The organism is Bifidobacterium aquikefiri, from assembly GCF_002259795.1.
GTDB classification, from domain to species: domain Bacteria; phylum Actinomycetota; class Actinomycetes; order Actinomycetales; family Bifidobacteriaceae; genus Bombiscardovia; species Bombiscardovia aquikefiri.
Genome location: NZ_MWXA01000005.1, coordinates 533403 through 557495 on the forward strand (window position 1 = coordinate 533403; position 24093 = coordinate 557495).

The following is a 24093-nucleotide window of genomic DNA, read 5'->3' on the forward strand; positions in this document are numbered from 1 at the left end:
CTATGCCCTGTATTGAACGTTCCACAACGGAAGCTGGAACTGATTCAGGTTGAGAGGGAAACCGGTGACGCCCTTGCGATATGCGGTCGTCACTCGATAGTTGAAAAGCCAGTCGGCAGGGGCATCTTCTGATACCAGCCGTGCAGCCTTCCTCAGATACGACTCGTATTCGCTATTGGTCGTGGACGAAACTGCCTTGGCATAGAGATCCTGAACCTGCTTGTTGTCGTAGTTGAAGTAATAGTCAGGATTTGCCCAGGTATAGAAATCATGGCTTTCATTGTGATCCACCAAGGAGAGATCATAGTTCTTGTTGGTATATACATCCTGAAGCCAGGCCGAGAATTCCACGACCTTGACGTTGAGTTCAATGCCAACGGTCTTGAGCTGTGAACGGAGTTGGTCCCCTATTTCAGTGCCATAGATATTCGCATATTCAAGGTCGAGCTTGAGCGGCTTTGATGCATTGTAACCGGCCTCAGAGAGCAATTTCTTGGCTTTGGCCTGGTCAAAGGGGTAGAGCTTCGTCAGATTCTCGTAACCGGGGTCAAGCGCAGGAATCGGTCCACCCAGCATTGCGTCCGCTCCACCTCGTGAAGAGATCAGTGCCTTGTTGTCAATGGCATAGCGAATCGCCTCTCGAACGCGTTTGTCCGAAGTCTTCGATCCTGCTCCATTGAATGCAAGAACGAACTTATCCGTATCATCACCGGCCTTGACGACAAAATTGCCGTCCTTGGAAACAGATGATGAAAGATTCTCCGTAATCGGTGCAAGAACCTGCACATTGTTGCTCTTCAGCGCGTTGATTGCAGCATTGTCATCGGTGAGATACCTCAGTACGACCGTTTGCGTTTTTGCCTTATGACTTCCCCAATAGTGAGGATTGGCCTTCAATGTGAGGGATTCGTTCTGCTTGAAGCTCTGCACCAGATACGGTCCCGAACCTACCGCCTGTGTCTTGGCATCGTATTGTGCATCTTCATCCAGGACAAGACCGGCACGACCTGTGAGATTCCACAGCAATGTCGCATCAGGAGCCTTGAGTTTCACAACGACGGTGGTTGCCCCGTCAGCACTCACGCTCTCCACGTTGGCCAGGGCCTGTGCGTTGACATAGTCATTGCTGATCAGGGAATTCAATGACCACGCGACATCCTTGGAATCCAGGGCGTCGCCATTCGAGAATCGCTCGCCCGCGTTGAGTGTGAAGGTATAAGTCTTGGCATCCTTGGAAACCGTCCACGACTTTGCCAGTGCCGGAACAACGGCATTGTCAGCATCGCGCGCCACCAAACCCTCGTAGACGTTTCCGATCAATACCTGGTCAAGTGCGGCACCTGTCTCATTCCTGATGTCAAGGTTCGTTGGGGCAAGCTTGAGCCCAATCGATATGGAATGTGACGTCGCCGCCACACTGCCCGTGGAATTCCTATGCCGATATGCGAATACGCCGCCGACGATAATCGCCACAGCTGCAATCGCCGCCACGATCCATATCCATGGCGGAACTCTTCTATGACGCTTCTGATACGAATTCAGCGAATCATCGGTCGATCCTGCAGTACCCGTCGATTGTTCTGCAACATGCTGATCATCATGGACAAGTCCTGTAGTTCCAGTCGTGGTGCTCCTGGCATCCCCGCTGTTTAAATTTTCAGCCATTATGTTCTCTCTGTCATTGCTGTTCTGATATTGAGTTATCTGTCTTGCATCCCATCGCCTCAGCACACGGTTGCTCCTCGCATCCGTCAACATGAGCGGTGTGACGATGATTGGCCGCCTCTCACAAGGTCGACCATCATCATTCAATGATACCCGCCCTCAAAGCGCTCACACAATCGAAGATATGAACCAAGGGATATACACTGGTTCTATAAGTCTCAGCGCGCTATTCCAACTTGCAATACCGCGACATGGTTACGCGCATCATACCATCGAAGGGTCTGCTATGCTCATCGCCGTTGATATAGGAAATACCGACATTGTGCTCGGCTTTCTGGAAGGCACCAAGATCATTGCTTCGTATCGCATGACCACTCTGCTCAGCCATACATCTGATGAATATGGGCTCATGCTCAGCGAGTTCCTTCAGATGAGCAACTATGCAGATTCAGACGTAGATGACGTCATCATCTCTTCAGTCGTGCCCAATGTGATGCACTCATTCCGCGCAGCCATAATCAAGTTCTTTGGTGTCGATCCGATCGTTGTCGGACCTGGCATCAAAACGGGAATCAACATCCGACTCGACGATCCGCGCTCTCTGGGTGCCGACTGCCTCTGTGACTGCGTGGGGGCGTTCGGTCTGTATGGCGGTCCGCTTCTGGTGCTGGATTTTGGCACTGCGACAACATATAACTATGTGGATGCCAAAGGCACGATCACGGCGGGCTTGATAACCGTTGGCATTCGAAGCGGTGCTGCTGCACTTTCAAACAAGACTGCGCAACTCCCCGAAGTCGAAATCACCAGACCAAAATCGGTTTTCGCAACCGATACAAAAACGGCCATGCAGGCAGGATTGTTCTATAACTTCCTCGGTGGAGTAGAGCGCACAATAGTGCAATTCCAAAGGGAAGTTGGCGAGAGCTTCAAAGTCGTCGCAACCGGTGGTTTCGGACGCATCATCGAGGGAGAGACGGACTCCATCGATGTCTACGATCCCAATCTGATTTTCAAGGGCATGCGCATGATCTATGACAAAAATATCAGTCGCTAAATGCTCATTGTGAACTGCTCACAGTATAGTGGCCTCTTTTTCGCTCGATTCCACTCTAAAATCAACGATGGCAAGAGTTTATACCGTGAGCAGTTCACAATGAGCATTGTTCATAGATTATTGGCATAGATTATTGGGATAAGCTTTCCAGCAATCTGCCATTATTTGACCGTATAGCCTTGACTTTCGGCATATTTGGTGAGGTTTTTCTGCCATGCCGCGATGCCCTGACTTAAGGTAATCGACTTGTCGGTATAGGCGGCGCCTGCATCATCAGCGAAGATGCCACGTGCGTAGACTTCGAACGGCAGGAACTTGTAGCCAGTGATCACGTCTGTAGCCGCCTTCGCGAGAACCTTGTTATATTCCTGTCCACCGAAGTACTCATTGGCTTTGCCGTTGGAATCAGTCAAGGACGTTGCATCCAGGAAGTCAGATGACTTGAGGGTGTCGTTGTCTGCAGGGAATGCGCCGGCATCGACACGCGTCTTGATACCCGTCGCGCTATGGGCAACATAATCAAGGAACTTGTATGCAGCCTTGACCTTGGCATCATCGCTGGACTTGATGATGGCGAGTGATGAACCGCCATTCTCCGAATTCTCGGTACCGCCAGCCTCCCAGGTTGGCATTTGTGCTACGCGCCACTTTCCGGATCCGTCGGGAGCTCCGGAAAGAAGGTTGTATGGCATCCAGGCACCAGTAAGCAGCGAGGCGATCGAGCCATCGTTCAATCCCTTGTTCCAGTCATCCGACCAGCCTGGGGTCTTGGTATCGATCAGATCTTCATTAATCATCTTCTGCCAGAATGCGGTCCACTTCTTGACTCCTGAATCAGTGGTGAGGCCGATGGTAACGGTCTTGCCGTCCTTGCTCGTTGCAAATGGGGTGGCCCCAGCCTGCCATGTCATGGAATCGAAGAACCCTGCATCGCCGGTGTCTGACGTAATGTATGAACCGGTTGCACGAATCTTCTTTGCAGCCTCGTAGAATTCATCCCACGTTGTTGGCACCTGGGTGACACCAGCCTTATCGAAGACCTCCTTGTTGTAGAACAACGCCATGGGGCCGGAATCGATAGGCAATGCATAGACACCACCGTTGATGTTCACCGAACTCCAGGTACCTGGCGTATAGAAGCTCTTGTAGGACGAGGCTCCCAGACTGGAGAGATTCTGAAGATTATCGCGTATGACATATTCAGGCAGAGCGTAATATTCGATCTGTGCAATATCCGGCGCACCCTTGCCAGCCGACATCGCATTGTTCAACGCCGTATATTCATCTTTGTTGGTTCCAGCGTTGGTCACCTTGACCTTGATGTTCGGATTGGCCTTTTCGAATCCGGCAACAGTGCGAGGCACCGTCGAATCCCATGACCACACGACTATCGAAGTTGTGGCACTGCCCGAATCGCTCGATGAGCTACTCGAACCACAGGCCACCAACGGTGCCAACATAATAACAGCACCAACTAGAGCAACTGCTCGTTTTGTGAACTTCATCGTTCATTCTCCTTATTGATATTTGGCCCGGCAGATCGGTTGTATCATGCAACTTTTCAAATCGAGCCTCTCACCCTTCTTTACTTATAAAAACGTTGGAATATCAAGTATGTTTACGATATCATTTTCAATGATGTTTGCGCAAACAAAAGATGGTTTCGTTGACGGGTGAAGCCACGTTCTCCCCTGTCGGACGCGTCAGACCTTCGATACAATGACACCATTGGCCTGTAAGACATAGTCAGCAGTACCAAGACCCTCAGAGGCTTCGTCCTTGCAGACCGCCCGCGACATTATCAGACACGTGCCTTCCACAGGGATCGTCACCGCATCATGCGTCCTGTTGAATACGAAGATGAATCGTTCACCGGTCTGTGCGTTTACACGTTCAACCCGCAAGGTCCTTTCACCTTCATTCCATGCATGCGGCATTTCGCTCTGCTTTGCATCCGAGAACTGCAGACCCATGGCATCCAACAGCTCCGGCATTGACTGTGCCAAGCCCTTTCTTCCTAGTCTGCAACCCACATAGGCAGCAATTCCCAATCCGAATTCATGGACGGTGATCGCAGGAACCTGATTCATACCAGTCCATTCAGGCGCTTGATACGTGGTTAACACCCTGGTCGTATCCGCCACGCGGGTAATTCTGTCCGCAAGGTCATGAGCGACCGTGCCGTTGCTAAGATCCAGATATTCCAGAGTGCCGTCAAAGTCCGATCCCAATGGAACAAATTCTTCGGAACTGACCCCCACCACCTCACTGATGGAACCCGGATACCCGCCGAGCCAGACGCGATCGTTGACATCCGAAATACCCGTGAAATAGGTGACGAAAATCTTGCCTCCCGCCTCAACATAGTCATGGACACGCTGAGTGTTGCGCTCATCCAGCAGATACACACTTGGCAGCACAACCGCCTGATACGAATCCCAATCCGCTGCGATCGGCACCATGTCGGCTGTCACACCATTGTCAAGCAGAGCTCTGAACCAGTCCAAGGGCTCGGACCAGTGCCTCACCCGCTGGGTTGGCGTGGCAGTATGCTCCGTCGCCCATTCGCTTTCGTAGTCAACCACGACGGCGACTGCTGACATGCTGAGCGTCGTATGGTTCAATCCAGTTGTGGAGAGAACATTCAGATCGCGCCCGAGTTCACAGACATCTCGGAAAATCTGCGTATCCGTACCGGCATGAGGGAGCATGCTCGTATGGAACTTTTCAGCGCCTGCGCGTGACTGTCTCCATTGGAAATAGCAAATGGCGTTTGAGCCAAAGGCTAGATGCGCCAGAGAGTCACGAATCAGCTGCCCCTTCTCCTTTGCATAGTTCACCGTACGCCAATTCACGGCTCCAGTGGAATGCTCCATCAGGAACCAGGGTCGCTTGCGCGCGATGCCGTCCACCAACGATGCACTGTATGCGAGCTCATCAAGGTGCGCCTCGCCCGGCAGGAAGTAATGATCGTTCGATACGAAATCAACCTGCGAGCCCCAATCGTCATAGTTCAGGGGATATCCGGTTGAACTCACCATGAAGTTGGTCGTCAGGGGAAGATTCGGCGTGATCGAAGCAAGCACATCGCGTTCCGCCATGAAAAATTCCTTCAGGGCATCTGAAGAGAAACGCTTGAAATCAAGCAGTTTTCCGGGGTTCATGAAATTTCCCTCCCCGATGAATCGCGGCGGGACTATCTCGCTGAAATCAGTCATCTGCTGCGACCAGAATGATGTCCCCCACGCCTCGTTGACGGCCTGGATATCGCCATATCGAAGCTTGCACCAATTCTGGAAGGCACGCATGGCATCGTCGGAATAGTCGAAACGGTTGTGGCATCCGTATTCATTGCTGACATGCCAGGAAACAATGTACGGATTGTCTCGGAAATGCTCCGCCATCTTCCTGCATAATGCAAGAGCGTAGTCCTTGAAGACCGGAGAGGTTGCACGCCAGTGCTGGCGAGCTCCCGGCCAACAGATATCGCCACGTTCATCCCGCCACAGCACTTCAGGGTGCATCTTGGTCAACCATGGTGGAGGAGAAGCGGTGGCACTGGCAAGGTCGACGGCAATATCTGCCATGCCAAGCTTATTGACGATGCGATCCAACCAATCAAAGTCCCAGGTTGTCGCCGTTGGCTGGATCTTTGCCCATGAGAAGATGCCAACGGAAACAAGATTCACGCCCGCCTGCTTCATAAGCTCAATATCTTCATCCCAGACCGTTTCCGGCCATTGCTCAGGATTGTAATCGCCGCCATACCAAATGCGCTCGGCCGAGCCTTCCAGTGGCTGCGGCCACCTCAGAGGGCGTCGCTGCGATGAGGCATCTGTGGATGCTGAATGCAATGTCATGAATGACTCCTTTATTCTTATTCTTTGACTGCACCGGCGGCGAGACCGGATTGCCAGTATCGCTGCAGAAGCAGGAAGGCGATGACCAAAGGAATGATCGTGACGAGCGAACCGGTGATGACCAGATTCTGAATAGCCTGGCCACCCGCCGTACTTGCCTGATCCTTCCATTGATTCAGACCGATTGTCAATGGATACCAGCTTGAATCCTTCAGCATGATCAACGGCAGGAAATAGTTATTCCATGTTGCAACGATCGTAAAGAGTGATGTGGTGACGATGCCCGGTGCCAACAGAGGCAGACTGACCTGCCAGAAGGTTCGGAATTCACCTGCGCCGTCAACGCGAGCAGCTTCGAGCAGTTCTGTCGGCACAGCTTGATCGCTGAAAATCCACATCAGATAGAGACCGAATGGACTGATGAGACTGGGAATAATCATTGCCCAAGGCGTGTTGGTCAACCCCAGCTTTGCAAAAAGCAGGAACTGTGGAACGGCCAAGGCAATACCAGGAACGCTGATTGCACCGATGACGACGACAAAGACGGCATTTCTTCCGGGGAATCTGAACTTTGCCAAGGCATACCCACCCATGATGGCAAGCAAGGTTGCACCGCCTGCACCAACCACCACATAAAGCAGCGTGTTGACCAACCATCTGCCAAAAATACCATCTTGATAGGTAAATACGGTCTGCAGATTGTCCCAGAGAGCGAAGCCATGACCGAAGCCAAGTCCGAACGTTGAGGTGAAATCCGCCTGCGTTTTGGTTGCATTCACCAACAGATACACGAATGGAAACAAGCAGTATGCGACGAAGAGGCCACATATCAAAGTCAGCATCATGGATCTGCGAGGATTCGCCGGATTCGAGAATCCTGACTTGCCAGCTCTGCGGCGTTCAAGACGCTCGTCGTGAGCAGTTTGACGAGCGCGCGCACGCCTGTTCGTCGTTGATCGGCGCGCTGTGGTATTGGTGGCAGCTCGACCGTTGGTCATCGGCATTGAGGTCGTGGCCTCGCGATTCATCTCACTCACTTCATCTGCTCCCTCATGCTACGAAGTTGCACGACGTAGGCGATACTCATCGTGATGATTGCCATGACGATGGCGAGCGCAGCCGCATAATTGGATTGATTGCCCGAGAAACTGAGATTATAGGCATACATATTCGGTGTGTAATAGGTGGTTACAGAGTTTCCTGGAACCATGTTCTGCAAAATGCTTGGCTCATTGAAAAGCTGGAAGCTGCCTATGATGCTGAAAATCACCGTTATGGCCAGTGATCCTCGCAACTCGGGCAATTTGATTCTGCGCACGATCTGCCATTCAGAAGCACCATCAATGGACGCGGCTTCGTACAGCGAATGCGGAATCGTGGAAAGGCTGGAATAGAAGATCAGCATGTTGTACCCGGTAAATTCCCATGTGACAATATTGCCGATAGCCGCTAGCAGGACGGAAGGCGCGAGAACATTGAGATCACTGCCGAACACATTGTTGATGGAGCCGACAAGTCCATATTTTGCACCATACACAAAGCCCCAAATCAGCGTGGAAACCACTGCAGGTACTGCATACGGCAGGAATGTGGAAATTCGGAAGAAACGCGAACCATGAAGCTTCATGCTGTCAAGTGCAAGGGCCATGGCAGCGGCAAGGAAAAGCATGATCGGCACCTGGACGACGGTGAACAGCGCAACACGTCGAACACTATCCCAGAATTGTGCGTCCTGCATCAGTCGGATGTAGTTTGCCAACCCCACAAATACAGTTCCACCGACCATGCGCTTCTGATAGAACGAAATCCAGATTGCATAGACAATCGGGACGATGAACACGAAAATGAAAACGAGTGCAAAGGGAAGCATGAATTTCCATCCACGCCAATCCCAGCTTCTCCCGCCTCTTTTCATCTTTTGCAGGGAGCCTGTCTCCCTGACAGTCGGAATTCCAGGTACCGCCATGAAGTCACCCTTTTCTTGCTTGAAATTCGCTCACGACCTTGTCTTCCATGACAATGCACGATGAGAAACCTCGAAAAATGTTTACGCAACCATTATAGCATTGGATGCGGTGATAGATCGTTGTGCTGAAAAATCAACCCGTTCGATACAAAAGTAGAGAAAGTGAGGTATACAAGAGCAATGGCAGGAAAACACGCCCGATGGGCATCTATGCAAGACGTTGCGAAGGAAGCAGGAGTTTCACCGCAAACAGTGTCAAGGGTTTCCAATGGCAGTGAAGCCGTGAAGCCCGATACCAGAGACCGAGTCCAGCAGGCAATGCAAAAACTCGGATACCGCCCGAATTTTGCTGGCAGAGCATTGAAACATGGCCGTTTCAAGAACGTTGGTGTTGCGATGTTCAATATGAACACCTATGGCAACATGAGTCTGCTTCAAGGCATCACCGATTGCGCCGTTTCACACGGATATGCCACCACCGTACTCACGATGGACCCTCATGAAGGGCACCCGTTGCAACACGCCGTTGAACAGATGAAGAATCTGCCAGTTGATGGCGTCATTCTCGTACTTGAACAACGTGTCAGCGATTTTGCAGGTTTCATTCCTCCTAAGGATTTGCCGGTCATCCTGATCACCGAAGGACCAGCGGATCACTGCCCTACCATCGATGACGACCAATATGGCTGCGCCTCGACGGCAACGGATTATTTGCTGAGCAAGGGGCACAAGACGGTGTATCACATAGCCGGACCTCAGCATTCCCAGGCCGCGGTAAGCCGCCAGCGAGGATGGAAGGACGCTCTTCTGCAGCAGGGCAAATCGGTTCCTGACGTCATCCAGGGCGATTGGAATGCCGATAGCGGCTTCGAGGCAGGGCGCAGATTGGCACAGGATCCGCAATGCACCGCAATCTTTGCATCCAACGATCAAATGGCTTATGGCGCAATGCAGGGGATAATCAATGCGGGCAAGCGTGTCCCAGAGGACATCAGCATCGTGGGCGTTGACGATTCACTACGCGGCCTCGTGCCCAATCTGACATTGTCGACTATGAGACTGCACTTCTCGGAGATCGCCACAACGGCATTCTCCATGGTCTTGCAGGCATGCGAGGGCAACTCGCCCGAGGTGGGTGTGAAAAAAGTCATTGCAGCTGAATTGGTCGAGCGCGCTTCAGTCAGGGATGTGAACTGAAAGCCCAGATCAGCAGAGAGCAAGTCAGAAGCTAGCACGATGCCTGACGTTGATGAAGAACCCCGTCATGGATCGCGATCAACAGCCAGATTCACGTGCAGCTCGAATCGACATCTATGACATATCCAGCATTCATGCGTTATCGTCTCCTGTTACTGGCAGGGGCATCTCAAGGGGAATCTGCGACTCGAATCGCCGTAACTCTGCATTGATCGGATCCACGAATTCGAGAGTTCGAGCAACCAGCTGCAGGGGGTGGGCAAAATCATCAAGACTTGTAGACGCCTTATCTGCCTCGGTTGACTGTGTCGTTCTCATACGAATCTTAGGATAAAGATCGTCACCAACGATTGGCAGTCCAATCGAATTCATATGCACTCGAAGCTGGTGCGTCTTGCCGGATCGAGGTTGCAGTGAATACACTCGCCAGAGAGATGCTGGAACGTGTCTTCCCTGAGCTGCAAGTACGCGGTCATTCGCCTCGAGCACTGCACGTTGATCGTGCGATAGCGAGATGATTGTTGAACTGTTGGCCTCGCCGACAGATTCGAATGCCTGCAGGGTGCCGCGAAGCTTGATGATCCTCGATTCACGCAGAATCGGGAATACGGCTGGAGGATTCAAGGATCTCGTTGCCCCACATCGTGGCTGCCTGACAATGGCAGCTGGTGCAATGCATTCATACCTTTTGCTGACCTGACGATTTTGGAACAGCATCTGGTATGCCCCACGAAGGCTTGGATCACGCACAAAAAGCACCACCCCAGCCGTCGCCCTGTCAAGTCGATGTGCAGGAGTTATCAGATCATCCTGAAACTGTTCGCGCAGGCGCATCAAGGCAGTGGATCTATACCACATGCCTCGTGGCGTTGTCGGCAGAAAATGCGGTTTATCCACGACGATAATCGCATCATCGGCATAGAGAATCCTGATGGGGAACGGTATCGCGGGTTCGCGCGTGACCCAACGATGCCGGTGTTCATGAGTTTGCATATGCTCGCACTGTTGTATTGGTGTCTACGATACCGGTCACTCTACTGTCACGGATTTAGCAAGATTTCGAGGCTTATCCACGTCGTTCTTCTTCAACACCGACATATCCATGGCAAAGAGCTGCAATGGGACGACATCAACGAGTGGACTCAGCAAGGTTGGGCACTGCGGACGCCAGAAAGTCACGTCAGCATAATTGGCAACCGATTCGTCGCCTTCCTCGGCCACCGCGATGGTGAATGCTCCTCGCGCCTTGACCTCTTCAATCGAAGAGAGCATCTTACTGTGAAGCACGGCACGACCGCGGGGACTGGGGATGATGCACACCACCGGTTCACCGGCATCGACAAGGGCAATGGGACCGTGCTTCAACTCCCCCGCTGCAAAGCCTTCACTGAAGGTATAGGCAATCTCCTTGAGCTTCAACGCGCCCTCAAGCGCAACCGGATAGCCGACATGGCGGCCGAGGAAGATAAAGGAATGTGCATTCAGCATCTGTTTCGCGGTCTTGGCTATGGTGTCTGCCTGGGTGTCGAGCACCCACTGAATCTTCTCTGGCATGGCCTTCAGATCGGTGACGATGTGGCGGATTTCGTCGCGGAACATCGTGCCCTTGACCTGTGCAAGATAGAGTCCCAAGAGATAGGCCGCGACAATCTGCGCCACGAAGGCCTTGGTGGAGGCAACAGCAATCTCGGGGCCGGCATGCGTATAGAGCACCGCATCGGATTCGCGGGGAATCGTTGACCCTTGCGTATTGCATATTGCCAGCACGCGCGACCCTTGCTCCCGTGCGTGACGCAAGGCCATCAGCGTATCCATGGTTTCACCGGACTGGGAAATTGCCACGACGAGGGTTCTCGGAGTCAGAATCGGGTCTCGGTAACGGAATTCGTGTGCAAGTTCAACCTCGACTGGAATTCTGACCCAATGCTCGATTGCATATTTGGCGACAAGACCCGCATATGAAGCGGTTCCGCAGGCCACGACAATGATTTTGTCGACCTGTCGAAAGACATCCTCATCAATATGCACTTCATCAAGATTGAGCGTGCCCTTGGCATCGAAACGTCCGAGCAAGGTTTCTGAAACAGCTGCGGGATCCTCATGGATTTCCTTGTCCATATAGGAATCCCATCCGCCCTTTTCCGCAGCGGATGCGTCCCAGTCAACCGTGAACCGCTTCGGGTTGGATACGACATTACCCTCAAAGTCGGTAACGATGACCTTGTCTGCACTGATGCAGACAGCCTGATCCTGACCGAGTTCCATCGCGTGCTTGGTATAGGCAACAAAGGCTGCAACATCTGAGCCGAGATAATTTTCACCTTCGCCGAGACCGACGACGAGCGGAGAATCATGACGGGCACCAACGACGATATCCGGCTGACGACTATCGACGGCCAGCAAGGTAAATGCACCGGTCAACATGCGCGCGACGCGGCGCATCGCCTCAAACAGGTCGGGAGCGCCTTGCTTCTCAACAATCTCATTGGCGATTTTGCCCAGCAGCTTGGCTGCCACTTCGGTATCGGTACTGGAAGCGAAGGTGTATCCTTCGGCCTCAAGGTTGAATTTCAGTTCGGAAGCGTTTTCGATGATGCCATTGTGAATCACGGCAATCTTGCCATCCTGACTCATATGCGGGTGTGCGTTCACATCGCTGGGCACACCGTTGGTTGCCCAACGCGTGTGTCCGATGGCAACCGTGGCATCGGGCATCGGCTTCTTTTCCAAGTCTTCGACAAGCTTGTTCAAACGGCCTGCCTTTTTGCGCCACGCAATCTTATCCATGCCAGGAGCCGCCAAGGCAACACCAGCAGAGTCGTACCCTCTATATTCAAGTCGTTTCAATCCTTGCATACACACCTCAAGGGGTTTGCCGCAAGCAGTTTTATTTCCCGCAAATCCAACGATTCCGCACATGTCACCCAAGTCTATGCCACGTCTGTAAACACGCCCACGCCGCACCCACACCTCTTCTGAACCTCTACAGTCATTCTTGGCTTGGGCGTCTCACTCTCGTGAGATCAAGCCCTTCAGGCAGACAATGCCGTTCTGTGATGATGTTCAAGGTATTCAGCCACTGCCTTGCGCACCAAGGCAGACGTATTAATATGCTCTTCTCTTGCTCCAGCCGCAGCCCAATCATCTAGCTCCTGTGTCGTTCTGATTCGCCAAGTTTTCTTTGTCGTCTGGTGCTCGTCCTCACGGGGCCTTCCCTGGAATACTGCAAGCAAATCTTCATCGCTTATGGCTGCCGCCTGTTCGCCTCTATATGCCTGAGAGCCTTTGATGGGTTCAAGCTTGCCTTCTTCCGCCATCTGCGAGAGCCGATCACTCCAAAGCTTTATGTGCTGCTGTTCATGCGCAGAGCGAGATAAATGAACATCTTTCATCGCGTTACCTCCATTGAGAATCACTCGTATTGTTAATAGATAAGTCGCTGCCACTTACTGCTGAGCGTCATGGCATGGAAGGCATGTAATGTTCCGTCCTTCCACTTCGCAACCCCAACTTCAAGATAATCATGTTCAAGAGCACCTGCCCTAGGATGACCGACAAACATAAACGTGGCCTGATTATCAACCCCTCGTATGCCTTGGCGACCGATATGATGCATGACTGCATGAGTTATCTCAGCATCAGTGCATCCATGCTTTCGCGCGGAATCCTCGATTTCCAAAAACATCTAAAAATAATACCACAAATTAGTACTACAGACCTCTTAACTTGTGTTCTTTTGAGATACTTTGGAGCACCGAGCTGGGTGTGTGGGACGAACGCTAGCGTTGATGGCAACGTAGCCAGAGAATGGCGAGCTGGGTGCGGTTGTTCAGGTTGAGCTTGGCGAGGATGTCGCTGATCCGGTTGCGCACCGTGCCTTCACTCAAATAGAGTTGCCGAGCAATGTCGTGGTTATCGAGACCTTCTGCAATGAGAGCGCTGATGCGTTGCTCGCGGTTGGTGAGATTCTTAAACGGATTGGCGCACCGATCGGATTCCCTGTTCACCGCATGTCTGCCGGCGTTCTGTGTTGCATCACCATTACCTATCGAAAGATGTGAGAGGGCCTCGGAACCGAGAACTATTTCGCCGGAAAGCACCGTCTGCACGGCGGGAATGATTGCGGCAACATCCTGCTTAATCAGGTAACCACGTCCACCGATTGCGAGCGCTTGCTCAATGTATTCCCTGTCTGCAAAGGTAGTCAGGAATAGGATTTTCGCAAGGCTGTCGCTGCCAAGTATGGATGTTGCGGCTTCCAAGCCACTCGTGTGCGGCATCTGCACATCCATCAGCAGCACATCGGGGCGCGCTTGAGCATAGCATGTGACTGCCTCCGTCCCATCGTTTGCTATCCATACTATGTCAGCATGGGCAACCTGCGTCAGAATGGTGGATATGGACGAGCAGACGATTGGATCATCGTCGGCAATGGCTACTTTCATTGCACTCCCCTCCTGCGCCTTTCCACGAGTTCGATGCCGCTTGACTGCTCAGCAACCGCTGACTGTGCGTGAACCTGCTCTGCATGATCCTGCCCAGCATGCTCAGCATGGTCAGCACTGCCATACTGCTTCCAAGGTTCTTTCGGCAACGATACGAAGACTCTCCAACCTTGCGCATTGGGACCACATAGCGCACTGCCGCCGAATTCCTGGGCTCGCGCCTCTATATCCGCAATCCCCATGCCCCGCATATCACCCCACCGCGTATGAGCATGCACTGCTAAATATGCAGCGTCACTTGGGTTGTGCGCTCCATTATCCTGTATCACAAGCTGCCACAGCGCAGGCATATCTCGAAGAACGATACCGACCTGCGTTGCCGAACTATGGCGAACCGCATTGTTCAATGATTCGCGAATGGTCATCGCCAGACAACGCGTGATTGGAGCTGGTGCCTGCCTGACTTCGTTTTCCAAGGTTACCCTGGGACTTTGCGCCAGCCCTTGCAAGGTCCTGGACGCAGATTCGATCTGCAGTGCCACATCATTGCCCTCATCATCCAAATCGTGCACGGTGCTTCTCACCGCGTTCATGGCTTCGGTGAAGGTCGCCTCGACATCTCCAAAGCTCCTGGCGTTCTGCGTATCTGCGGCGAGCATCGATATCACTTGGGATGTATGTGCCTGCATGATGCCTCTGGTCAGCATATGGCCGACTCCGTCGTGAATCTCACGGGCAATTCTGGTCCGCTCGGCAAGCGTGGCATCGTGCATTGCGCTTCTGCGCTCATCCTCCGCAACCAGAGCATCATGGTGCATACGCCTTCTTAAATCTCGCCTTTCGTCGTTGGCAAGGAGGATCCGCCTTCTCAGATTCGCAACAAGACTCGATGCCATGCCGGAGCAGAAGCTCAATGCGACCAGGCAAAGACCTCCAAGTCGAAGAGCAAGCGAATCATCGCCATGCACATGCTGAGAGCCAAGCAGCATGAAGGTAGATGTGATGATGCAGATAATCAAGAGATATTCGAACCATAGAGTCCGAAGCGTGAAGGTGGACGCATGCCGCTTCATCGAGACCCGCCCCTCCACGCCTATGCGTGTCATCACGGCAGAGGCGATGTCAAAGGCGAATAATGGCACAAATGCATACAGCTGAGGCAATCCAATGGCCATCATTGCGAGCACTGCCGAGGAAGCGGCGGCAAATCTGCTTGGAGCAAGCCCTTCATACAGTGCTGCGGAAGCTATGGAAGCACACAGAGCAAAGACCGAAGCAGCCGAGAGAGAACCACCATGCAAGAGCAACCCAAATGATACGCATAGTACCCACAACACAAGTTTGAAAGCTCCGCGTACCATGACTCCTCCCTCCCATTCATGACCTACAGTAAAGGTTACGCTGCGTTCCTCTTCAGAGATGACAAATGTCATGCCACGTGATGACGCCTATCACTGTTCGTGAGGCTCTATCTGTGCGACGATTCGAGTATGGACACACATATGAGCACACAGGCGAACACACATGTGAACACAGACGAGAACACAGGCGAGAAAACACGCACCGCACACGATGCGATTTTCGTCGACAACCTTGTCAAGCATTATGGCACGATGCTCGCGCTTGACCATTTCAACCTCCACGTTCACCAAGGCGAAATATTCGGGCTGCTTGGGCCGAATGGTTCCGGCAAGACCACGGCAATCAACTGCATTCTTGCACTGCTCAGCCATGAATCCGGCACAGTCAGCGTGTTTGGCAGGCCAATGACCCCAACATCGTACGACCTCAAACGAAAAATCGGCATGGTTCCTCAGAATGTCGCCGTTTTCAACGAACTCACCGTGAGAGAGAACATCGACTTTTTCTGCTCGCTCTACATTCCAAAAAATAGGGATCGCAAAGCTCTCGTCGACGATGCCATCGCGTTCGTCGGGTTAGAGGAATTTAGCCATTACCGCCCGGCCAAGCTCTCTGGAGGCTTGCTCAGAAGACTCAACATCGCATGCGGCATCGTGCACAAGCCAGAGCTGATTCTCTTTGACGAACCGACCGTTGCCGTTGACCCGCAAAGCCGCAACGCAATCCTCGAAGGCATTCAACACTTGCGTGACGAAGGTGCAACGATTCTCTATACCAGCCATTACATGGAAGAGGTCGAACAGATCTGCACAAGAATCATGATCATGGATCATGGCCGACAGATTGCCCAAGGCACCGCCAACCAGCTCAAAGACATGATCGACATGGGCGAGCGCATCACGGTTGATACGCTCGACCTTGATGCGCAGACTCTGCACACCATGCAAGCGCTGCCCTTCGTGGCACAGGCTGACTTCAATGGCAAGGAACTCAAGATCGCTTGCAGACATGGCAATCGTAACCTGGCCGACATTCTCGATATTCTCCACGCATCTGGCACTAACTTTGGCCACTTAAGTTCGCAGCCGCCGACCTTGAACGACGTGTTCCTGGAATTGACCGGCAAGGCATTACGGGACTGAGCGCGAGAGACAAGGAGGAAGCAAACCATCATGTGGACCACATTCTTGACCACCATTAAGGTGAATCTTCGCGAGAAAAGCAACCTGCTCTGGCTGTTCATATTCCCCATTCTCATGGCGAGTCTGTTCTGGGGCATGTTCAGCGGACTGACGAACAGGCAGATCCAGGCCCAGAATTTCGCCGTTGTGCATGACTCGAACTGGAGCACCGTTGCAGGTGCAGATTCGCTGGTCAATGCGCTCGCGGGAAAGAATACCAACGGCACGAAGTTGATACGTCCAACAACGGTTTCGTCCGTTTCTGCCGCAAAAAAGCGCGTGCAGGCCGGGCACGATAGCGGTTATCTCTTTGTGAATGACGTAGGAAGCTTCGGCATTGCCATCTCCGACGACCTATACAACGAATTCACCAATAACATGTCATCGTCAACTGCGAGCATTACCGTGAGCTCCTTGAGAAGCATCATCACTCAGTTCAATCACAGCCAGACGACCCTCAAGACTCTGGCTGCATCTCATCCGACAGCGAGCACGCAGGGGCAGACGCAGACACGGCAGCAGGCACAACTACAGATTCAGGCACAGCTTGAACGTTATATTGCAGCGAGTACGGCGAGCGCAAAGCTGAGCTATACACGCAACCGCTCGCTCACTAACTTCGCGCCAGATCAGTTTGCACGGTATTATTATGCGCTGCTTGGCATGGTTTCGATGATGTCGATGAGCTTTGCCATCACCTCCATATCCACTGCACAAGCGAATCTGTCGGCAGTGGGAGCGCGTCGCTCGATTGCACCGCTGCCAAAATGGCGACAATTCAGTGCCATTTTGCTCGCCAGCTGGTTGACCTCGTTCCTGAGCCTCGTGGTGTCGTTCTGCTACATCCGATTCGTGTGCAATATTGCGGTCGGAGGTCGAGAGCCGCTCGCCATTCTCGCCTTGCTGATTGCAAGCTTCACCGCAACTGCCTTCGGACTGCTGATTGGTGCAATTCCCAGACTCTCACGCGGTGCGAAGACCGGTATCAGCACTGCCATTGCGTGTTTTGGAGCGCTGTTTGCAGGACTGTATGGATCGTTTGCCATGAGCTTGAGCGATTCGATAAGTCGCAATATTCCGACATTTGATCTGTTCAACCCGGTAAAGCAGGTTTCGAACCTGTTCTATGACCTGCTCTATTACGACAGTCTGCAGCCATTCATGACCACCGTAGGAATTCTGCTGATCACCGGAGCCATCTGCATGACATTGGCAATCAGTCTGATGAGGAGACGCAGCTATGCAAACCTTTAAAACAGCACTTCGTATTCTCTGGGCGCACAAGCTGTACATGCTCATTTATCTAATCAGTTTCGGCGCACTGATGCTGTCTCTGGGAATTTCCAGCATCATTGCGGCGGGCAATGATACGAACGCCTTATCAAGTCAGACTTCTGGCATCAGTTCGTCATCTGCTCATCATGCCGATTCCAAATTGCCAGAAGCCAATATTGCAATCATCAACCGCGATTCAGGCAATCTCGCGCAAGGACTGCGCGATTATCTTGGTTCAAGCGCCACCATGGTGAAGCTTCAAGACACACCGCAACGCCTGCAGGATGCGATTGCACGCAATGACGTTGACCTGATTGTAATTATTCCGCACGGCTATGCTGAGCGTTTCGAAAAGGCCGCAATCTCATCAAGCACTGAACCATCAAGCAATGGTTCGGCAGACAACGCTTCGTCACAGAGTTCGAATGCAACCATGCCGCTTGCCGATACCACGGTGAGCTACCTTTCCAGTGAGGGATCATTGGCAAAAATCGATGTGAATGGCTATTTTTCAGAACTCAGAACCGTTCTGGCTTCAGGTGTGCAGCCCGACCTGCCAAGCGCCGTGCGCTATGTTGTACAGCAATCGAAGGGCTCCAATCTCTCCCCTACCGTTCAGGTATTGAAAGATGCCGCAGACACGGGCAAATCAATAGCCAACAGCTTTGGCCTGACCATCAAGCTCTCGATCTATCCCATTTTCATGGCGATGACCGTATGCATCTCCCTATTAATCGGAGTGTTCAATGCGCCTGAGACGAGACGCCGTCTATCCGCCTCCTCCGTTCGGTCATATGCACTGAGCGCGCAACAGTTGCTTGGTGGCGTGAGCTTCGGCCTCGTTTGCTGGGCACTGTATTATTCGATCGTATTGCTGGCAATCATGCCGTTCAACCATGCCTTCTCTGCAATCAGCATGCCTGCGATAGCCATGGTAGCCCTCTCCCAACTGGCTTGTACCCTGGTTTCGATGGCCTTTGGCTTCATGATCGGACAATTCAGAACGTCGACCGTCGTGTCCAATGCAGTCGCAACATCATTTGGATTGATTCTGATGTTCACTTCGGGTGCCGCATTTGATCCGTCTGTCATGCCTCAGGCCATGGTAACTCTCGGAAAGCTCCTGCCGGGGTGGTGGTTCACTGCTTCCATTAACAATGCTCTTGGCATGACGACTTTCCAGACTCCCAGTCCAAGCGCGTTCGGATGGTTGCAAAGCATAGGCCTGGTAGCGCTGTTTGGTTGCGTCTTCGTGTGCATAGGGCTTGCGGGAGGCAGATATCGCAGTACTCACACAGAATTCGGCATGGCCAATCGCATCACCGAACTCACCGAGCAATAAAAAAGCCTCTCGCAAACGTTCATTGTGAACTTAGCGAAGTATCAACGCGAATATTGGGCAATCTGACGTAATGAAACAGCCCTTTTTCAGCGTTGATACTTCGCTAAGTTCACAATGAACGAATTCGACTCCGATTTCAGACCAACTGTCGGCCTTCGCACCAGACTGACTGCGCCTTCCAGGACTGTTCGGCGTGAATAATGCAATCCGCAGCGTATCCCGGTGCAAGAAAGCCGAGTGGATAGTTCGTGATCGTATTGGGACGCTCGATTCCCAGCGCATGTGCCGGGCCTTCGGTCGCAGCTGCGACGACATCCACGGCGGACAAGCCCAGTTCCTCCACTCCTCTGCGCACGGATTCCTCCATGGTCAGCGTGGAGCCTGCTATGGCACCATTCGAAACAAGTCGAGCATGACCTTCCTCAACGTTGACATCAAGCTTTCCCAGGGTGTACGCACCATCGGGGCATCCTGTCGCCGCCATGGAATCGGTGATGAGCGCTATGCGTCTGCCGAAGAGTGCGAACGCAAGCTTGACCACAGGGTTCTGCACATGAAATCCGTCGTTGATCAGTTCGACCTGAACGCGAGGATCTTCCAGAATCGCAGGAATCGGCCCCGGCTTGCGGTGATGGATGCCGTTCATGGCATTGAACACATGGGTGAGAATTCTGGCTCCTGCATCGACTCCTCGCCGCGTGGTCTCGTAGTCGGCATCGCAATGGCCGATGGCAGGTACGACACCTGCCTGACTGAATCGACGTATCGCTTCGATGCCATGCGGCAGCTCCGGTGCAATCGTGATCTGACGAATGCACCCATTGCCGGCCTCCAGCAAACGATCGACATACTGTGGCTCAGGATCCCGCAGACATGCAGGGTCGTGCGCACCCTTGCGTGATAATGCAAGGAATGGCCCCTCGAGATGAGCGCCAAGGCAATCAGGACGTGCAGCACAGACCTTGGCAACCGTACGCAGATTGTTGCACATCACATCCAGTGGATTCGTTATCAGACTGAGCACCTGCCGCGTGGTGCCATGAACGGCATGGCCGACACGTGCCATTGCAATGCCTTCACTGCCATCATCGAATGAGCGTTCCCATGCGCCGTGGGAATGAATGTCGATGTACCCCGGTGTGAGAATGGCGCCCTGGGCATCGGTTGACGACTGCACTGCATCCGAGTGCGCACAGACAGCAGCCCATGCGCGGTTATAATCATCATCTCTGGTTCCTGTTGCAACAATCTCTCCGTGTGCTGAAACCAGCCAAAAATGGTGCTCGATGCCACGAGCATCAATTTTTGTGGCATTTCGGATTGCAAAGGTCTGTGCCGCTCCTGTGACCGCCTTCTGCACCGCAAGGCTCTGCTCTTCCTTCGATTCGTTGCCATTCATGTACCGCTCACCCTCTCCTCTGGCAGGCATCGTTACTCGCAATCCTGCCTCGTTTCGATCGTTCCGGGGAATTTCTTCCAGCCAGGATCAGATGCCCTGCCATGCTGGCTTGTGTTCGAATGAGTACTTGTAGTAGTCCTTGTTGCGCAGGCGCGAGGCAGCTGCTTCATCCACGATCACGGTTGCATGTCGATGCAGCTGAAGCGCTGAAGCAGGGCAGAACGATGAAATGCCACCTTCTACTGTTTCGGCAATCGCCTCAGCCTTTCCAGAGCCGAAGGCGAGCAGAATCAAATGGCGAGCCTTGAGAATCGTACCGATACCCTGAGTGATGCAGTGCGTCGGAACCTGATTGATATCGTCGTCAAAGAATCGGGCATTATCAATGCGTGTCTGCTCGGTCAAGGTCTTGATGCGCGTTCCCGATGCGAGCGAAGAACCCGGCTCATTGAAGCCGATATGTCCATCCGTGCCGATGCCCAGAATCTGGATATCAACGCCCCCTGCGTCTTCAATCGCCTGATCGTATGCGTGTCCAGCCTCGCTGATGGTTGAAAGATTACCGTTGGGCACATGAATCTTCTCTGGATCCAATCCCAGGGGTTCGACAACCGTGCGATTGATGGTGCTCTGGTACGATTGCGGATGCTTCGGATCCAGACCCGCATATTCATCAAGTGCAAAGCCGCGCACCTGCGATACATCAATCGAATCATTCTTGACGAGTGCGCTGAGCTGGCGATATGCGGCGAGCGGACTTGAGCCCGTGGCAAGACCAAGCACACAATCCGGCTTGCTTTCAATCAGCCGAGCAACGCGCTGGGCATAGATGCTCCCCGCCTCGTCTTGATTCTTTACGATGATGACTTCTGTCATAATTACCCCTTCTGTTGTGGTTTTCGATCATGATGAGATTCTGTGTCGGTCAGCTGCAATGGTTGCCGCTCCGATGGCCCCAATCGGTAGGCTTACCGGGGCGAGCATCAACCGTTGAGGAAGTCTGAGACCAGAGATGAAGGCACTTGATTGAGCACGTATGCGCAGATCAGCAGTGATGGCATCAAGCAAAGGCTGCCCTGACCTTGCCAATCCACCACCGATGACGATCACTTGTGGATCGATGCTCATTGCGATGATCATCACTGCCATGCTCATACCTTGAATGACGGTGTTAAGAATCGTTCGGGCAGATTGGTCGCCTCGTTGCACAGCGCTCAGCAAGGCCGGCAACGCATAGCCGTGCCTCGTTGGCCAGAGCTTCGCCACCCCTGATCCCGATGCAACGGTCTCCAAGCATCCCCGTTGGCCGCATGCACAGGGATATCCATGAACTTCAACTGGAATATGGCCAATTTCGCCGGCAACTCCCGTTGAGCCATGGTCGATATGACCATGATCGACGATGCCACATGCCAGACCTGTGCCGAGATTGAGAAAGGCCATCTTCATCTCGTTCTTCATCTCGTTCTTTATTTCGCCACGCGGATTGCACTTGCCAAGCATGGTCCAAGCACCAAGCGCTGCAGCATTGACATCATTTTCAATACGAATCGGCACGCCGGGAATGAATTGGGCAATTCTCGATTCGAGATTGAAATGCGAAATTCCTAAATTGACGGCATTGACAACCTCTCCCGTTTCCACATCCACCGTACCTGGAATCCCAATGCCAATACCGACGAGAGCCAATCCAAGCTCTGAACCGAGAACGCGAAGCCCGTCAATCATCATGGCCGTCTGTTTGGCGACGGCGTCATCACCCTGGGCGCTATCACTTCTTCGAGTTGTGATGACACCACCCGCCTCATCAATCAGAACACCTTCTATTGTCGTTCCGCCAACATCGATGCCTATGAAAGCATCGCGATGTTTGACAGTGGTCAAACGCTGCCCATTCGCATTGCATTGGAGACCATTCATGCCGTGCTGAAGACACGGCTTCTCTTCCCTTACCTTTGCTGTCATTGTCGCTTCCCTCACCATTGCTTTCATAGCACGGCCAGAACGTTGCGAAGCACCAATCCCGCAGCTCCACGCATTGCGGCATCCTCCCCTAACGTCGATACCTGAACGTGCACCGCCTGCATAAACCGCGAGCGTGTCAGCACATCTATGGTTGATTGCGCGGCATCCACCATGGTCTGATTGGCCAATCGAGGCACACCTGCAATCACGACATGCGTGATGTTCGTCAACGCTACCGGCATGGCCAATGCCCTGCCCAGCTCATGGCCGGCCTGAGCAAGAATCTGGTCTCTTCCATCCGGATTGTTTGTTATGGCTTCGTCCAGGACTGGTGCCGAGACCATGGTTTCCAAGCAGCCGATTTTTCCGCAAACGCAGGGACATGTTCCGTCAGACATGACCACATGTCCGATTTCGCCTGCCATAAAGCCTTTTCCACGCACAACATCATTGTCAATGAGCAAGCCCGCACCCACGCCATGTGCGATCTGTACCAGTATCATGTCGCTGAAACCAGCCCCGAAATGCCCTTCAGCGAAGACGGCGGCGTCCGCGTCATTCGTGACCACCACAGGACAATCAGCGAGCACGCCCAACTGCTTGACAAGATTCATATTGACCCAGCCCAGTTTTGGAGCCTCAAGAATCAGACCTTCGGCATTCACCGTGCCTGGGGTCGCAACGGCAATGCCGATAACGCAAGCATCGCACATTTTCAGCAAGCTCCTGCACAGCTTGATGACTTCGGACGCATCAAGCTTCTCGTCATGCGGCAGTTCTATCTCAACGCGGTGCATGACCTTGCCGGCAAGATCAACGACGACTCCCCTCAAACGAGCAACATTCGAAAGATCCATCGAGACGATTGCGCCGGATGCTGCATTGAAATGGATCAGCTGCGATGGTTTCCCGGGGCCATGCGGTGTTCTATATGCCCCTTCACTCAGCAGACCTTCCTTGAGCAGCTCCGATACGACATCCGAGGTCGAGACCTTGGACATGCCTGTGAGCTTCGCCAGCTCCGACCGTGAGTACGAATCGTCAGGATAGAGCGCTCTCATAATGACGGTTCTGTTTTGCAGCCGTATATCCGCCGGTGACGCACTCATCAGGAGCCGCGACTTACCCGCACGGTGAATGTTTGGGCTACCAGGCCGGTTAGGGAACTTCAGTGTCAAACTGCCCCCCCATTCTTGCAGAATTACACGATATCTTTTCGTGAATTCACTTGAATAACTCAATATAGTTAACAATACTCACTTAATAGCATTCTTGTGAGATTATTGCCACAAAATACCCAGTAAAGAGCGAACAATGAACCGTTGAACGCAATATCAAAGCAAATTTCTGGCTAAAACTCCTCACAGGTACCCAATTTG

20 protein-coding genes are annotated in these 24093 nt (G+C 52.8%); 5 read left to right on the forward strand and 15 right to left on the reverse strand.

Annotation, left to right across the window (positions count from 1 at the left end):
* On the reverse strand, positions 1-1665 hold the full coding sequence (locus tag BAQU_RS06145; protein WP_094694069.1) for an ABC transporter substrate-binding protein: 1665 nt from the start codon (positions 1663-1665) through the stop codon (positions 1-3).
* Between the two features lie 286 nt (positions 1666-1951).
* On the opposite strand from BAQU_RS06145, the gene BAQU_RS06150 reads away from it, so the two are divergent.
* Positions 1952-2722: a type III pantothenate kinase gene (locus BAQU_RS06150; protein ID WP_094694071.1), complete on the forward strand. Its 771-nt coding sequence runs from the start codon at positions 1952-1954 to the stop codon at positions 2720-2722.
* Positions 2723-2883: 161 nt separating this feature from the next.
* Here the strand turns inward: BAQU_RS06150 and BAQU_RS06155 are convergent, their stop codons facing one another.
* The 4 genes from BAQU_RS06155 to BAQU_RS06170 form a co-directional block, all read right to left on the reverse strand.
* The gene (locus tag BAQU_RS06155; protein ID WP_094693627.1) at positions 2884-4227 is read right to left on the reverse strand and encodes an ABC transporter substrate-binding protein; all 1344 of its coding nucleotides are present in this window, start codon (positions 4225-4227) and stop codon (positions 2884-2886) included.
* 198 nt (positions 4228-4425) lie between these two features.
* Entirely contained in the window at positions 4426-6582 is a 2157-nt protein-coding gene (locus BAQU_RS06160) for a beta-galactosidase (protein ID WP_094693629.1), read from the reverse strand.
* Between the two features lie 17 nt (positions 6583-6599).
* Positions 6600-7580, reverse strand: coding sequence for a carbohydrate ABC transporter permease (locus tag BAQU_RS06165; RefSeq protein ID WP_244568470.1), 981 nt, complete (start codon positions 7578-7580; stop codon positions 6600-6602).
* A 35-nt stretch (positions 7581-7615) separates the two neighbouring features.
* Entirely contained in the window at positions 7616-8497 is an 882-nt protein-coding gene (locus tag BAQU_RS06170) for a carbohydrate ABC transporter permease (protein WP_338022696.1), read from the reverse strand.
* Positions 8498-8758: 261 nt separating this feature from the next.
* On the opposite strand from BAQU_RS06170, the gene BAQU_RS06175 reads away from it, so the two are divergent.
* On the forward strand, positions 8759-9745 hold the full coding sequence (locus tag BAQU_RS06175) for a LacI family DNA-binding transcriptional regulator (protein WP_094693634.1): 987 nt from the start codon (positions 8759-8761) through the stop codon (positions 9743-9745).
* A gap of 132 nt (positions 9746-9877) precedes the next feature.
* Here BAQU_RS06175 and BAQU_RS06180 read toward each other — a convergent pair whose 3' ends face one another.
* The 6 genes from BAQU_RS06180 to BAQU_RS06205 form a co-directional block, all read right to left on the reverse strand.
* Complete coding sequence (locus BAQU_RS06180) at positions 9878-10738, reverse strand: pseudouridine synthase (protein WP_094693637.1); 861 nt, start codon at positions 10736-10738, stop codon at positions 9878-9880.
* A 36-nt stretch (positions 10739-10774) separates the two neighbouring features.
* Positions 10775-12664, reverse strand: a complete 1890-nt coding sequence (gene glmS / locus BAQU_RS06185) for a glutamine--fructose-6-phosphate transaminase (isomerizing) (protein WP_094693639.1) — start codon at positions 12662-12664, stop codon at positions 10775-10777.
* A gap of 113 nt (positions 12665-12777) precedes the next feature.
* On the reverse strand, positions 12778-13137 hold the full coding sequence (locus BAQU_RS06190) for a hypothetical protein (protein ID WP_094693641.1): 360 nt from the start codon (positions 13135-13137) through the stop codon (positions 12778-12780).
* A 32-nt stretch (positions 13138-13169) separates the two neighbouring features.
* Positions 13170-13430, reverse strand: a complete 261-nt coding sequence (locus tag BAQU_RS06195) for a hypothetical protein (RefSeq protein WP_094693643.1) — start codon at positions 13428-13430, stop codon at positions 13170-13172.
* Between the two features lie 94 nt (positions 13431-13524).
* A complete protein-coding gene (locus BAQU_RS06200) occupies positions 13525-14190 on the reverse strand; it encodes a response regulator transcription factor (RefSeq protein ID WP_094693645.1) in 666 nt (221 codons plus the stop codon).
* Positions 14187-15623, reverse strand: coding sequence for a sensor histidine kinase (locus tag BAQU_RS06205; RefSeq protein ID WP_094693647.1), 1437 nt, complete (start codon positions 15621-15623; stop codon positions 14187-14189). The genes BAQU_RS06200 and BAQU_RS06205 overlap by 4 nt, the downstream gene beginning before the upstream one ends.
* Positions 15624-15716: 93 nt before the next feature.
* Between BAQU_RS06205 and BAQU_RS06210 the strand changes: the two genes are divergently transcribed.
* Genes BAQU_RS06210 through BAQU_RS06220 form a run of 3 tightly spaced genes read left to right on the forward strand, consistent with a single transcriptional unit; the run spans position 15717 to position 19350 of the window.
* The gene (locus tag BAQU_RS06210) at positions 15717-16694 is read left to right on the forward strand and encodes an ABC transporter ATP-binding protein (RefSeq protein WP_415447734.1); all 978 of its coding nucleotides are present in this window, start codon (positions 15717-15719) and stop codon (positions 16692-16694) included.
* Between the two features lie 30 nt (positions 16695-16724).
* A complete protein-coding gene (locus BAQU_RS06215; RefSeq protein ID WP_094693651.1) occupies positions 16725-17987 on the forward strand; it encodes an ABC transporter permease in 1263 nt (420 codons plus the stop codon).
* Entirely contained in the window at positions 17974-19350 is a 1377-nt protein-coding gene (locus BAQU_RS06220; protein WP_094693653.1) for an ABC transporter permease, read from the forward strand. Before BAQU_RS06215 ends, BAQU_RS06220 begins: the two co-directional genes overlap by 14 nt.
* A gap of 136 nt (positions 19351-19486) precedes the next feature.
* Here BAQU_RS06220 and nagA read toward each other — a convergent pair whose 3' ends face one another.
* From nagA to BAQU_RS06240, 4 genes are all read right to left on the reverse strand, one after another.
* Positions 19487-20749, reverse strand: a complete 1263-nt coding sequence (nagA, locus tag BAQU_RS06225) for an N-acetylglucosamine-6-phosphate deacetylase (RefSeq protein WP_094693655.1) — start codon at positions 20747-20749, stop codon at positions 19487-19489.
* Between the two features lie 87 nt (positions 20750-20836).
* On the reverse strand, positions 20837-21625 hold the full coding sequence (gene nagB / locus BAQU_RS06230; RefSeq protein WP_094693657.1) for a glucosamine-6-phosphate deaminase: 789 nt from the start codon (positions 21623-21625) through the stop codon (positions 20837-20839).
* Positions 21626-21652: 27 nt separating this feature from the next.
* Positions 21653-22714, reverse strand: a complete 1062-nt coding sequence (locus BAQU_RS06235) for an ROK family protein (protein ID WP_158215653.1) — start codon at positions 22712-22714, stop codon at positions 21653-21655.
* A 23-nt stretch (positions 22715-22737) separates the two neighbouring features.
* Entirely contained in the window at positions 22738-23823 is a 1086-nt protein-coding gene (locus tag BAQU_RS06240; protein WP_094693661.1) for an ROK family protein, read from the reverse strand.
* Between the last annotated feature and the right edge of the window lie 270 nt (positions 23824-24093).

Bases quoted from the DNA above. Each gene is read 5' to 3' on its own strand.
- BAQU_RS06145 (WP_094694069.1), bottom strand. From the start codon at position 1,665: ATGGCTGAAAATTTAAACAGCGGGGATGCCAGGAGCACCACGACTGGA.
- BAQU_RS06150 (WP_094694071.1), top strand. From the start codon at position 1,952: ATGCTCATCGCCGTTGATATAGGAAATACCGACATTGTGCTCGGCTTT.
- BAQU_RS06155 (WP_094693627.1), bottom strand. From the start codon at position 4,227: ATGAAGTTCACAAAACGAGCAGTTGCTCTAGTTGGTGCTGTTATTATG.
- BAQU_RS06160 (WP_094693629.1), bottom strand. From the start codon at position 6,582: ATGACATTGCATTCAGCATCCACAGATGCCTCATCGCAGCGACGCCCT.
- BAQU_RS06165 (WP_244568470.1), bottom strand. From the start codon at position 7,580: ATGACCAACGGTCGAGCTGCCACCAATACCACAGCGCGCCGATCAACG.
- BAQU_RS06170 (WP_338022696.1), bottom strand. From the start codon at position 8,497: ATGAAAAGAGGCGGGAGAAGCTGGGATTGGCGTGGATGGAAATTCATG.
- BAQU_RS06175 (WP_094693634.1), top strand. From the start codon at position 8,759: ATGCAAGACGTTGCGAAGGAAGCAGGAGTTTCACCGCAAACAGTGTCA.
- BAQU_RS06180 (WP_094693637.1), bottom strand. From the start codon at position 10,738: ATGCAAACTCATGAACACCGGCATCGTTGGGTCACGCGCGAACCCGCG.
- glmS (WP_094693639.1), bottom strand. From the start codon at position 12,664: ATGTGCGGAATCGTTGGATTTGCGGGAAATAAAACTGCTTGCGGCAAA.
- BAQU_RS06190 (WP_094693641.1), bottom strand. From the start codon at position 13,137: ATGAAAGATGTTCATTTATCTCGCTCTGCGCATGAACAGCAGCACATA.
- BAQU_RS06195 (WP_094693643.1), bottom strand. From the start codon at position 13,430: ATGTTTTTGGAAATCGAGGATTCCGCGCGAAAGCATGGATGCACTGAT.
- BAQU_RS06200 (WP_094693645.1), bottom strand. From the start codon at position 14,190: ATGAAAGTAGCCATTGCCGACGATGATCCAATCGTCTGCTCGTCCATA.
- BAQU_RS06205 (WP_094693647.1), bottom strand. From the start codon at position 15,623: ATGACATTTGTCATCTCTGAAGAGGAACGCAGCGTAACCTTTACTGTA.
- BAQU_RS06215 (WP_094693651.1), top strand. From the start codon at position 16,725: ATGTGGACCACATTCTTGACCACCATTAAGGTGAATCTTCGCGAGAAA.
- BAQU_RS06220 (WP_094693653.1), top strand. From the start codon at position 17,974: ATGCAAACCTTTAAAACAGCACTTCGTATTCTCTGGGCGCACAAGCTG.
- nagA (WP_094693655.1), bottom strand. From the start codon at position 20,749: ATGAATGGCAACGAATCGAAGGAAGAGCAGAGCCTTGCGGTGCAGAAG.
- nagB (WP_094693657.1), bottom strand. From the start codon at position 21,625: ATGACAGAAGTCATCATCGTAAAGAATCAAGACGAGGCGGGGAGCATC.
- BAQU_RS06235 (WP_158215653.1), bottom strand. From the start codon at position 22,714: ATGACAGCAAAGGTAAGGGAAGAGAAGCCGTGTCTTCAGCACGGCATG.
- BAQU_RS06240 (WP_094693661.1), bottom strand. From the start codon at position 23,823: ATGAGTGCGTCACCGGCGGATATACGGCTGCAAAACAGAACCGTCATT.